This is a genomic window from Planococcus sp. CAU13 (assembly GCF_000775575.1).
Lineage (GTDB): Bacteria > Bacillota > Bacilli > Bacillales_A > Planococcaceae > Planococcus.
In genome coordinates, this window is record NZ_JRGN01000153.1 from 1 (window position 1) to 12115 (window position 12115).

Annotated in this window: 11 protein-coding genes; all 11 read left to right on the forward strand. The window is 47.4% G+C overall.

The window, feature by feature from the left end; all coding sequences use genetic code 11:
• Positions 1 to 149: 149 nt before the first annotated feature.
• Positions 150 to 1088: a malate dehydrogenase gene (mdh, locus tag KW93_RS06390; protein WP_033542158.1), complete on the forward strand. Its 939-nt coding sequence runs from the start codon at positions 150 to 152 to the stop codon at positions 1086 to 1088.
• Positions 1089 to 1198: 110 nt separating this feature from the next.
• Complete coding sequence (locus tag KW93_RS06395) at positions 1199 to 1675, forward strand: MaoC/PaaZ C-terminal domain-containing protein (RefSeq protein ID WP_033542159.1); 477 nt, start codon at positions 1199 to 1201, stop codon at positions 1673 to 1675.
• 44 nt (positions 1676 to 1719) lie between these two features.
• Positions 1720 to 2430 (forward strand): response regulator transcription factor, encoded by a 711-nt coding sequence (locus KW93_RS06400; protein ID WP_033542160.1) that lies wholly within the window; start codon positions 1720 to 1722, stop codon positions 2428 to 2430.
• A complete protein-coding gene (pnpS, locus tag KW93_RS06405; RefSeq protein WP_033542161.1) occupies positions 2427 to 3824 on the forward strand; it encodes a two-component system histidine kinase PnpS in 1398 nt (465 codons plus the stop codon). The genes KW93_RS06400 and pnpS overlap by 4 nt, the downstream gene beginning before the upstream one ends.
• Before the next feature lie 191 nt (positions 3825 to 4015).
• Positions 4016 to 4981, forward strand: a complete 966-nt coding sequence (gene hflK / locus KW93_RS06410) for an FtsH protease activity modulator HflK (protein ID WP_033542162.1) — start codon at positions 4016 to 4018, stop codon at positions 4979 to 4981.
• Positions 4981 to 5952 carry a protease modulator HflC gene (hflC, locus tag KW93_RS06415; protein WP_033542163.1) on the forward strand — a complete coding sequence of 324 codons (972 nt, stop codon included), beginning with the start codon at positions 4981 to 4983 and terminating at the stop codon, positions 5950 to 5952. Before hflK ends, hflC begins: the two co-directional genes overlap by 1 nt.
• Before the next feature lie 77 nt (positions 5953 to 6029).
• Positions 6030 to 8651, forward strand: coding sequence for a DNA polymerase I (polA, locus tag KW93_RS06420; protein WP_033542164.1), 2622 nt, complete (start codon positions 6030 to 6032; stop codon positions 8649 to 8651).
• Positions 8652 to 8666: 15 nt separating this feature from the next.
• Positions 8667 to 9536 (forward strand): bifunctional DNA-formamidopyrimidine glycosylase/DNA-(apurinic or apyrimidinic site) lyase, encoded by an 870-nt coding sequence (mutM, locus tag KW93_RS06425; protein WP_033542165.1) that lies wholly within the window; start codon positions 8667 to 8669, stop codon positions 9534 to 9536.
• A 9-nt stretch (positions 9537 to 9545) separates the two neighbouring features.
• Positions 9546 to 10133 carry a dephospho-CoA kinase gene (gene coaE, locus KW93_RS06430; protein ID WP_033542166.1) on the forward strand — a complete coding sequence of 196 codons (588 nt, stop codon included), beginning with the start codon at positions 9546 to 9548 and terminating at the stop codon, positions 10131 to 10133.
• 116 nt (positions 10134 to 10249) lie between these two features.
• A complete protein-coding gene (locus KW93_RS06435; protein ID WP_033542167.1) occupies positions 10250 to 11272 on the forward strand; it encodes a glyceraldehyde-3-phosphate dehydrogenase in 1023 nt (340 codons plus the stop codon).
• Positions 11273 to 11595: 323 nt separating this feature from the next.
• Entirely contained in the window at positions 11596 to 11979 is a 384-nt protein-coding gene (gene speD / locus KW93_RS06440; RefSeq protein ID WP_033542168.1) for an adenosylmethionine decarboxylase, read from the forward strand.
• The last annotated feature ends 136 nt before the right edge of the window (positions 11980 to 12115 follow it).

A 12115-nucleotide genomic window follows, 5' to 3' on the forward strand; every position in this document is an offset into this window, starting at 1 on the left:
GGAGTCTTCGCTGTTTTGCTCCATATCTTTAAAAAACTCTCTCATCATCAATTGCGTTTTGTTTCAGATCCTACCTTTAAGGAAATTGTAAATCTGTATGCATTTTGTTTTCTTTTAAAAGAGCGAGTATGTAGAAAAGGAGAGATTCCATGACATTCAAACGCAAAAAGATTTCTGTAATAGGTTCCGGCTTTACCGGGGCGACTGCCGCATTTTTATTGGCGAAAAAAGAATTGGGCGATGTCGTTCTCGTCGATATTCCGCAAATGGAAGGTCCGGCAAAAGGGAAAGCTCTCGATATGGCTGAGGCAGGACCTGTTCTCGGCTATGACGCAACTGTCACGGGTACTGCAGATTATGCGGATACGAAAGATTCAGACCTTGTCATTATTACAGCGGGTATTGCACGGAAGCCCGGAATGAGCAGGGATGACCTGGTGCAGACCAACCAGAAAATCATGAAATCTGTTACTGCAGAGATCGTGAAGCATTCGCCGGATTCCGCAATTCTGGTTTTGACAAATCCGGTCGATGCCATGACTTATACGGTATACAAAGCATCAGGATTTCCGAAAGAACGGGTTATCGGACAGTCAGGTGTATTGGATTCCGCCCGTTTCCGCACATTCATTGCGCAGGAATTGAACGTTTCCGTGAAAGACGTCAGCGGATTTGTGCTGGGCGGCCATGGGGACGACATGGTGCCGCTTGTGAGATATTCCTATGCTGGCGGCATTCCGCTGCATACCCTGATTTCCAAAGAAAGGCTGGAGGGAATCGTTGAACGCACACGTAAAGGTGGGGCGGAAATCGTCAACCTTCTTGGAACTGGATCCGCCTATTACGCCCCTGCGGCGTCACTTGTTGAAATGGCGGAAGCGATCATCAAAGACCAGCGGCGCATCCTGCCGGCCATCGCCTATCTGGAAGGGGAATACGGAATGGATGGGATCTATCTGGGTGTCCCGACAATTCTTGGCGCTTCCGGCATCGAAAAGATCATTGAAATTGATTTAAATGAAGAAGAAAAGGCGATGCTCGAGCAATCCGCCGAATCCGTCAAAGCGGTTATGAAGGTGTTAACCTGAAAAAGAAGGGGAGCCGGGCAGGCCAGCTGCCCGGCATACATATATACAGTCTTTGCTTTTCATTGCTTAATTGATATGATTGAAGTATTAAGATAACAGGGGGGAAGCCGATGTTACTCGGAAAGAAACGTAAACTGGGGCGCAAGATCGAGGATATGACCGTGGGGGAGAAACTCAAGCTGACGGAAAACATTGAGGATAAAGATCTTCTTTTGTATCTGGGCCTGACGAATGACGGCAATCCTTTATATATCCAACATGACTTCGCTTCGCAGACAAAATTCGAAAAACCTGTGGTGCCGACAGCGATGCTGACAGGCATTGTCACATCAGCCGTATCCAAGTATCTGCCGGGACCAGGTTCCTACATCAATGAACAGCATCTGAAATTCAGCAGTCCTGTTTATCATTACGCTACCATCGAATTTCTTTTGGAAGTCACGGAAGTCAATGTGGCAGCGAATGAAGTGACAATCCGTGTCGAAGCGACTGATGAAAACGGCGGCAGGGTGCTGGAAGGTACGTTGACGGCAAATCCGCCGCAGGTGCTGAACAGGCTCACTACGGAAGCAATGGATAATTTCTGATAAGTTTGAAATGGGGGTTTCAAACTGAATGTGGAGGCTGTTAAATGCAGAAGAAAATATTGATCATAGAAGACGAACAATCCATCGCTACATTGCTGTCCTATAATTTGACGCAGGCCGGTTACGAAACGGTCATCGCGAATGACGGCAGGGAAGGGTATGAGCTCGCATTAAGTGAAAAGCCTTCGCTCATCGTACTGGATCTGATGCTTCCATCAATGGACGGTGTTGAGATCTGTAAGGAACTGCGCATGCAAAAGGTGAGCATTCCCATCATTATGCTGACTGCCAAAGACGAGGAATTCGACAAAGTGCTGGGGCTCGAACTGGGCGCTGACGATTACATGACGAAGCCTTTCAGTCCGCGAGAAGTGGTGGCCCGCATCAAAGCGGTGCTGAGAAGATCGGAAGGCATGAAAGTGGAGCAGCAGGATTCGGGGGCATCCGAAATCAAAATAGGTGATTTAAAAGTCTTTCCTGAGCGCTACGAAGCTTTCATGAACGAAGAACAGGTGGAATTTACACCAAAGGAATTCGAATTGCTTGTCTATTTAATGGAGAATAAAAACAGGGTGCTGACCCGCGATCAATTATTGAGTGCAGTATGGAAATATGATTTTGCAGGGGATACCAGGATCGTCGATGTCCATATCAGCCATCTGAGGGAGAAGATAGAGGACAACAGCCGGAAGCCTGTTTTTATCAAGACCATTCGCGGGCTGGGCTATAAATTCGAGGAGCCGAAAGCAGTATGAAGCCATTTCGGCGGCGCTTGATAAGCAACTTTGTTTTTTGGCTGGCAACTCTTTTTGCCGGTCTTTTTATTATCGTTATTCAGTTGTTTCCTCTCTATCGGGAATCAGAAAACCGGTTTGAATTTTGGCTCATGCTGGCCATTGTTTTTCTGGTTATTTTTCTTATTTCAGCACTGGTGGGATATCAAATCATAAAAGTCCATGTGGCTCCGATTGATAATATAACCGAGACGGCTCTTGAACTGGTGAAAGGCAATTACCGGGCAAGAGCTTACGAGGATTCCATCATTGGTTCAGCTCCGCTCAGTTCAACGATCAATGTTCTCGCCCGCACCCTGCAGGAAATCACAGCTGTCCGTGAAATAGAGCAGGAACGATTGAAAACTCTAATTGAAACGATGGGCAGCGGTTTGATCATGATTGACCGGCAAGGCAAAATTTCTTTATCGAATCAATATTTCCAGGATGAATTCGAATTAAGCAGTGAAGAAGTCAACGGCACATTTTATGGAGTGCTGCCGATTCCTGAAACGCTTGCCGAATTTATTGAGAAGGTTTTTATGACAGAAACTCCTGCGAGGGAACAATTGCATTATCAATCCGGGATCGATACGCGGTCGCTGGAAGTTTACGGAGCCCCCGTAATCGGAAATCATGACCAGTGGCTTGGCATTGTAATCGTCTTGCATGACATTACAGAGTTGAAACGCCTCGAACAAATCCGTAAGGATTTTGTGGCGAATGTTTCCCACGAACTGCGAACGCCGGTGACATCCATCAAAGGATTTTCAGAAACCCTGATAGACGGCGCCTACAAAGACGAATCGACTCTATTGTCTTTTCTTGAAATCATACAGACGGAAACCAATCGACTGGAAACTTTGATCGAAGAACTTCTGGAGCTGTCAAGAGTGGAACAAAGCGGATTTGAAGTGGATGCACAGCCGACTGACATGAAAGCTGTCATTGAATATGCCATTGAGATGGTGCAGCCGGCGCTTGAGGAAAAAGAAATGGAACTGAAAACATCATTGGAGCCATTGACAGTTTCCGGTGACGCCAATCGCCTGGTTCAGATTATGATGAACCTGCTGGCCAACGCGATCAATTATTCCGCTCCTGAAAAAACCATAGGGGTTCACCTGTACAAAAAAAGAAATCAGGCAGTTATTGAAGTGCGGGATGAAGGCATCGGAATCCATCCCACAGAAATCAATCGGGTCTTCGAACGTTTTTACCGTGTGGATAAGGCACGGAGCCGCAATTCCGGGGGCACCGGACTTGGATTATCCATTGTCAAGCACCTGGTCGAAGCACATCACGGCAAAATAGAAGTCCAGAGCACACCGGGGCAAGGCAGTGTCTTCACCATTTACCTGCCGCTCGCGGAATAATTGTTTTACCAAAAAACTAAAATTTACATTATTTTAATACTGGCTTCACATATGGGTGGTATCTTTTAAAAGAACCCCCTTTCAACACTCACATAGAAAAAGGACCTTCCACGAGGTCCTTTTTCTTATTTCATGAAACTATTCCTGTGCTCTTCCGTATAAAGACTATACATATAAAAGGGGGTAAAAGTATGACTGTCAAAAAGGTATTATCCATCATTGGTCTGTCCATCGCAGGAATCCTGCTGCTTGTAGCGGCTTTCACTTCCTGGTATACCGTCGATGAATCCGAACAGGCTGTTCTTGTCACTTTCGGTGTAGCCAATGAAACCATCGTTGAACCGGGCCTTCATTTTAAATTGCCCTGGCCGATCCAGCGGGCTGAAACCCTGTCAAAAGAAACATACAGCCTTCAATTCGGCTACAACCAGGATGAGTCAGGGGAAATTGTTTCTTTCGATAAAGAAACGAAAATGATTACAGGGGACGAATACATTGTCCTGACTGATTTGGTCGTGCAATGGAAAATCACCGATCCCAAAAAGTATTTGTTCAACGCAGAAGATCCAAAGGAAATTTTGCATGACGCGACTTCTGCATCGATTCGTTCGGTGATCGGGAGCTCGCTGATCGATGATGCGCTGACTTCCGGCAAAGCGGAAATCGAAGCGGATACCCGCGACCTTCTGGCATCACTTATTGAAAAATACGATATTGGCATTTCAGTGCTCGCGGTAAAATTGCAGGACGTCGAGCTGCCGAATGAAGAAGTGCGGGCTGCCTTCACCAATGTTACGGATGCCCGTGAAACAATGAACACAAAAATCAACGAAGCAAGAAAATATGAAAATCAGAAACGCAATGAAGCGCTGGGTGAAAAAGCGGCGATCAACTCAAGAGCGGAAGGGCAAAAAGTGGCCCGGGTCGAGCAGGCACTTGGAGATGTGGCCGTATTCGATAAATTGTTTGCCGAATACGAAGGCAATCCGGAAGTAACGAGACAGCGGCTGATTCTGGAGACGCTGGAAACCGTATTGCCGAATGCAAAACTGTACATTATGAACGACGATGGCGGCACGCTGAAATATCTGCCGCTGGGTGAAGGCCAGTCCGTATTGCCTCCGCCTGCAGACACCGAGACAGGAGGGGACAATTAATGGAACCGAAACAGCCTCAAAGTGAACCAAACAGATTTGAAGCCTATAAGACTCCAAAACCAAAAAAGCAGCCGAAAGATCCCGTCAATTTCAAGAAATACTGGAAGCTGATTTTCGGGTTGATGCTCGCTTTTATTGTGCTCCTTGTCCTGCTGGCAAATGTCTATATTGTCAAAGAAAGCGAATACCGGGTCGTGCGCCAATTCGGGGAAGTTGTGTCAATCAAGGAAGAGCCGGGGCTTCATATGAAGATTCCTTTCATCCAGAGTGTGACTACTTTGCCGAAGTATCAGATGATCTATGAAGTATCGGAAGCGGAGATCAACACGCGCGATAAAAAAAGGATCATCATCGATAATTACGCCGTCTGGCATGTGGTGGACCCGCGGGACCTCATCACGAACGCGGTAACGATCGTGAACGCTGAATCACGAATGGAAGAATTTGTATATTCTGTTATCCGTACAGAACTTGGCCAATTGGATTATGAGGAAATCATCAATGACGAAAATACTTCCAGAGGCAGTCTGAGCGAGAACGTCACTGCGAAAGTCAACGAGCTGCTGGAAAAAGACGAATACGGCATCCGCGTGACGGATGTCCGGATGAAACGGACAGACCTGCCCGAAGAAAACGAACAATCGGTCTACACCCGGATGATTTCCGAGCGTGATTCGACAGCACAGGATTATTTATCGCAGGGAGATGCGAAAAAACGTGAAATTGAAGCTCAGGCGGACCGTGAAGCCCAGGAAGTCATCGCCACTGCCCGCAAGGAAGCGGCATTGATCCAGGCGGAAGGCGAATCTGAAGCTGCACGGATCTACAACGAATCGTTTTCGAAAGATCCCGAATTTTACCAATTATACCGTTCGCTCCAGTCCTATACGAAAACGATCGGCGATGACACAGTGATCATCCTGCCATCCGACTCACCTTATGCCAGCGTTTTAACAGGCATACTGGAATAAAACCAGCCGTCATTTCTCTTCTTTTTGCCCGCGTGGTAAAATAAAGGGAATGACGGTTTTTTATCGAAAGGGGTAATATTGTGGCTAAGAAAATACTTTTACTGGATGGCAACAGTTTGGCATACCGCGCATTTTTCGCGCTGCCATTGCTGACGAATGAAAGCGGCATCCATACGAACGCCGTTTACGGGTTCACGATGATGCTCCAGCGGATTCTCGAAGAAGAACAGCCGACCCATATGATGGTGGCATTTGATGCGGGGAAGACGACTTTTCGAAATGAGATGTTCGGCGAATATAAAGGAGGGCGCCAAAAAACGCCGCCTGAACTGTCCGAACAATTTCCTTATCTGCGCAAGCTGATCGATGCCTATCGCATCAAACAATATGAATTGCCGAACTACGAGGCGGATGACATCATCGGTACGCTGAGCCTTGAAGCGGAACAGCAAGGGGATGAAGTCATTGTCATTTCCGGGGACAAGGATTTGACCCAATTGGCTTCCCCGTCCACTACAGTTTACATCACCCGAAAAGGGATCACCGATATTGAAAAATACACGGTTGAGCATATCAAGGAAAAATATGGGCTGACGCCGCTGCAAATCATCGACATGAAAGGGCTAATGGGCGACGCTTCCGATAATATTCCGGGCGTTCCCGGCGTCGGCGAAAAAACCGCGCTTAAGCTGCTGGCGGCCCATGGTTCAGTGGAAGGTGTCTACGAGGCGATCGACCAGCAAAAAGGCAAGATGAAAGAAAAATTGGTCGCCAATGAAGATCTGGCCTATATCAGCAAAAAACTTGCGACCATCGAACGGCAGGCACCGGTGGAAGTGAAGATTGAAGATCTGGGTTATACGGGCCCTGACCAGGATGAACTGGTGAGCATCTGGAATGAATTGTCGTTTAAATCGTTATTGGAGCGAATGGATTATACAGCGGAAGAAACGGTCAAAGAGGAATTGACCTTTTCGGTCGTAACGGATATCGACCCATCCATCCTGAAAGATGAAATGGCCGTCCATCTGGAAATGTATGATGAACATTACCATACATGCGATTTGCTGGGCGTCGCTTTGGCTGACGCAGAAAACACATATGTCATTCCGATGGAAACCGCAAAAGAATCTGATGTCTTCAAATCCTGGCTGAAAGATCCGCAGAAGAAAAAATACATGTCGGATTCGAAAGCCTCCACCGCCGCTTTCCTGCGCAGTGAAATTGAACTGGACGGCGTGGACTTTGATCTGATGCTGGGGGCTTACATCGTCAATCCTTCCCTGACCTATACCGATATGTCCAATATTGTGCTGGAATACGGTTACACAGATGTCTCGACCAATGAACAGGTGTACGGCAAAGGCGCAAAGAAAAAAGTGCCTGAAGACAAAGTGCTGAATGAACACATCGCCAGAAAAGCCCGGGCCATTTGGAACGTGCGGGAAATCATCATCAAAAAGCTGGAGGAAAACCAGCAATTCGACCTTTACGATAAACTGGAGCTTCCGCTGGCAACTGTGCTTGGCCAAATGGAATCGCTGGGCGTAAAAGTGGACCGCGGACAATTGTCGGTGATGGGAGAAGAATTATCCGGCAAGCTGGAAAAAATCGAAGCTGAAATATACAGCCTCGCGGGACAGGAATTCAACATCAATTCTCCGAAGCAATTAGGGGTCATTCTTTTTGAAAAACTGGGATTGCCTGCACTGAAGAAAACGAAGACCGGTTATTCGACTGCCGCTGATGTGCTGGAGAAACTGGAAGGGCAGCACGAAATCATTTCGCATATTCTGCTGTACCGCCAGCTTGGCAAACTTCTATCCACTTATATAGAAGGATTGCTGAAGGAAATCCATGACGACGGCAAAATCCATACGCGTTTCCAGCAGGCGCTGACAACCACAGGCCGCTTGAGTTCAACGAATCCGAACTTGCAGAATATTCCGGTGCGGCTGGAAGAAGGGCGCAAAATCAGAAAAGCTTTCGTGCCGTCCCACCCGGACTGGGTCATGGTGGCTGCCGATTATTCGCAGATCGAATTGCGGGTTCTGGCACATATGTCGAATGACGAACGTCTGGTGCAGGCGTTTAAAGATGATCAGGATATTCACACCGCCACGGCGGCGGATGTTTTCCATGTACCGTTGGAAGAAGTTACTGGAGACATGCGCCGGGCGGCCAAAGCCGTCAATTTCGGTATCGTTTACGGCATCAGCGATTACGGATTATCTCAGAGCCTGAATATTCCGCGCAAAGAAGCGGCGGAATTTATCGACCGCTATCTGACGAGCTTCCCGGGCGTTCAGCAATACATGACAAATATCGTGGCATCCGCGAAAAAGGACGGCTTCGTGACGACGCTTATGAACCGCCGCCGCTATCTTCCGGATATTACAAGTTCGAATTTCAATCTGCGCAGTTTTGCAGAACGCACGGCAATGAACACGCCGATTCAAGGAAGCGCGGCGGATATCATCAAGAAAGCGATGATTGATATGGACGAAGCGATTGAGCGTGAAGGCCTGCAAACGAATATGCTGCTGCAGGTGCACGATGAACTGATTTTTGAAGCGCCAAAAGATGAATTGGACCGATTGATGGTATTGGTGCCGCAGGTGATGGAATCGGCGATGGAACTGAATGTCCCGCTGAAAGTCGACATAGCTTCAGGTGATACCTGGTATGAAACAAAATGATTGGAGGCTGATCCTATGCCTGAGCTTCCAGAAGTGGAAGGACTTGTCCGGCAGATACGGCCAGTCGCCATCGGCAAAAGAATCGAAGAAGTTTTTATTTCAGATGTGATCCGGCTTTCCAAAACGGGAGGCCGGGAAGCGATTTTGAAACGGGTCGGAGCAGACAGTTTCATTGAAAAAGTGAAAGATGCCCAAATAGTTTCTGTTGAACGCCGCAGCAAATACATTTACTTCGGTTTACGGAAAGAAGAGGAATTTCTGCTCGTCAACCATCTCGGGATGTCAGGCGCCTGGTTCTATGTCGGCAGCCTGCTGAACATTCCGGAAGAGAAATTCCGGAAGCATGTGCACGTTGTTTTGACGCTGAGCGATGGCAATCTGCTCGCCTATTCTGATATCCGCCGTTTTGGCGAAATGCGCGTTCTGAACGAAGAAGGCGAATATCCGCCGCTGCTGCTGATGGCGCCTGAACCGTTCGAAGAACTTGCTTTGCAGCATTTTCTTGACATGGCCGAAAGCCCGAAATACCGGAATAAACCCATCAAAGAAGTGATCATGGACGGTCAGGTGATTTCCGGAGCGGGAAATATTTACGCAACGGAAGCGCTGTTCCGGATGAAAATCCATCCGAACCGGGCTGCGCAGCGCATCAGCAGGAAACGAAAAACCGAACTTTTTCATACGATTGTTGAAATTTTACTGGAAAGCATCGAAGCGGGTGGCAGCACCATTTCCGATTACCGCAACATTAACGGCGGGTCGGGCGGCATGCAGAACCGCTTCGCGATGTATGGAAAAAAACAATGCATGGCCTGCGGCAGGGCGACGAAATCCCTGAAAATCGGGGGACGCACGTCCGTCTACTGCCCGTCATGCCAAAAATGAGGGCTTACGATGATTATTGGATTGACTGGCAGCATAGCCAGCGGGAAAAGCACCGTTTCGAAAATGCTGGAAGAACTGGGGTATCCGATCATTGACGCGGATATTGTCGCGCGGCAAGTAGTGGAACCGGGTTCGGATACCCTGAAGAAAATTGAGGCGCTGTTCGGTCCGGACGTGATCCGGGAAGATGGTTCAATGAACAGGGAACAAGTGGGAGCGCTTATTTTTTCTGATCCCGCCAAAAGAAAGCAATTGAATGATATTATCCACCCGGCCATCCGTGCGGAAATGCTTCGCCAAAGAAATGAATACCTGGAGGCTGGCCATAAAACGATTGTGATGGACATCCCGCTGCTTTTTGAAAGCAAGCTGCAGCATTTCGTCGACAAAATCCTTGTCGTCAGCGTTACCGAAGAAAATCAGCTCAACCGGCTGATGGAAAGAAACGGCCTGAACGAAAAGGACGCAAGAGCCCGCATTGCTTCCCAGCTCCCCATGTCCGTCAAGGAAGAAGGGGCTGACGCTGTCATTTACAATAACGGCACAGTGGAAGGGACCGCCCGCCAATTGGAGAAAATTCTCAAGCAATGGGAATAAAAAATTTCAATCGTCAAGAGTTTAATTTCTTTTGAGGTTCTCGAATGACCAGAATGTGTTATACTATATAACGAAATAAAAATATAAGTATAACTTAATTAATGGAGGACTTTTAAATGACACTTTCTATCGCGATTAATGGTTTTGGCCGGATCGGCCGCATGGTGTTCAGACAGGCAATTCTGATGGACGATGTAACAATTTCAGCAGTCAATGCCAGCTACCCTGCTGAAACTTTGGCTCATTTGATAAAGTATGACACAAATCATGGCACCTTTGACGGTGAAGTAAGCGCTGAAGAAGGAGCTTTAATTGTAAACGGAAAACGGGTTGCACTGGTAAGTGAACGTGATCCACTCCGCCTCCCATGGAAAGAGATGGGCGTCGACATCGTCATCGAAGCTACCGGTAAATTCAATTCCCGCGACAAGGCGGCGCTTCACCTTGAAGCCGGCGCGAAAAAAGTTATTCTGACGGCTCCAGGGAAAAATGAAGACATCATGATCGTGATGGGCGTCAACGAAGAAAAACTGGATATCGCGAATCACGATGTCATCTCCAATGCCAGCTGCACGACAAACTGCCTCGCGCCGGTCGCGAAAGTCCTCAATGATGCATTCGGCATCGACAATGGCCTGATGACAACTGTACACGCTTACACGAACGACCAGAAAAACCTGGACAATCCGCATAAAGATCTTCGCCGGGCACGTGCCTGCGCACAATCGATCATTCCGACTTCAACAGGAGCAGCGAAAGCCTTGTCGAAAGTTTTGCCTGACCTGGAAGGGAAGATGCACGGAATGGCCTTGCGCGTTCCCACGCCGAACGTCTCGCTTGTCGACCTTGTCGTCGATTTGAATACGGATGTTACGGTTGAAGAAGTGAACGACGCTTTCAAAAAAGCTGCGGATGGACCGATGAAAGGCATCCTGAGTTTTACAATGGAGCCGCTTGTTTCAAAAGATTTCAACACAACGACAGATTCAGCGATCATCGATGGCCTGACTACAATGGTGATGGGCAAGCGCAAAGTGAAAGTGCTCGCGTGGTACGATAACGAATGGGGCTATTCTGCCCGCGTAATCGATCTTACCAAGCGTGTTGCTTCAGCAATGACAGCAATGACCACCAATTGATGAAAAACCACTTTTCCCTAACTAACGGAAAAGTGGTTTTTATTTGCAATAAAAAATTATAGCAAAAAAGAAAATTTTATCAGGTTTATTTGTTGCATTTCCTTCAGATACATCATATACTATGAATCGTAGCTGAAAAAAAAGGCTATTTTCTTCCGAATGATTCCAAAGCTCAATGAGGAATCGGCTCTATGAGGAAGAGATTTTTATTCACATGACTGCTTAAAGGGTTAGGACCTCTTTGGACTAACTTTCCCCCGTGGTAGTCAACTTTGAATATTTTGAGCACGAAACCAAAATGATATCAAAGGGGGAAACGAACCATGGAAACAATGGGACGTCACGTAATTGCAGAACTTTGGCAGTGTGATTTTGACAAATTAAACGATATGGATTATATCGAAAAGACTTTTGTTGATGCAGCACTCAAATCAGGAGCGGAAATCCGCGAGGTCGCTTTTCACAAGTTTGCGCCACAGGGCGTAAGCGGCGTAGTGATCATCTCTGAATCGCATTTGACTATCCACAGCTTTCCTGAACACGGCTATGCAAGTGTAGATGTATACACTTGTGGTGATCTTGATCCGACTATCGCAGCGGACCACATCGCTAAGGCACTTGGCTCACAAACGAGCGAAGTAACAGAATTGCCACGTGGAATGGGTCCAGTCGGTGCTGGAAAGACCAAAGTTACAGTAACTGCATAATCCATTTAAACCACGACATTAAAGCAGGGGAGCCGATCCCCTGCTTTTTCTATTTGTGTACATAATAATCAAGGGAGATTTTGTATAAAAACAGATATTCTGCAATACAGCTTCGCTTTCCAGCGGGCTCCCGCCC

Excerpts from the sequence above, each read along its gene's own strand:
- hflC (WP_033542163.1), top strand. The coding sequence starts at position 4,981 with ATGGAACCGAAACAGCCTCAAAGTGAACCAAACAGATTTGAAGCCTAT.
- KW93_RS06395 (WP_033542159.1), top strand. The coding sequence starts at position 1,199 with ATGTTACTCGGAAAGAAACGTAAACTGGGGCGCAAGATCGAGGATATG.
- hflK (WP_033542162.1), top strand. The coding sequence starts at position 4,016 with ATGACTGTCAAAAAGGTATTATCCATCATTGGTCTGTCCATCGCAGGA.
- coaE (WP_033542166.1), top strand. The coding sequence starts at position 9,546 with ATGATTATTGGATTGACTGGCAGCATAGCCAGCGGGAAAAGCACCGTT.
- KW93_RS06400 (WP_033542160.1), top strand. The coding sequence starts at position 1,720 with ATGCAGAAGAAAATATTGATCATAGAAGACGAACAATCCATCGCTACA.
- mutM (WP_033542165.1), top strand. The coding sequence starts at position 8,667 with ATGCCTGAGCTTCCAGAAGTGGAAGGACTTGTCCGGCAGATACGGCCA.
- speD (WP_033542168.1), top strand. The coding sequence starts at position 11,596 with ATGGAAACAATGGGACGTCACGTAATTGCAGAACTTTGGCAGTGTGAT.
- mdh (WP_033542158.1), top strand. The coding sequence starts at position 150 with ATGACATTCAAACGCAAAAAGATTTCTGTAATAGGTTCCGGCTTTACC.
- KW93_RS06435 (WP_033542167.1), top strand. The coding sequence starts at position 10,250 with ATGACACTTTCTATCGCGATTAATGGTTTTGGCCGGATCGGCCGCATG.
- pnpS (WP_033542161.1), top strand. The coding sequence starts at position 2,427 with ATGAAGCCATTTCGGCGGCGCTTGATAAGCAACTTTGTTTTTTGGCTG.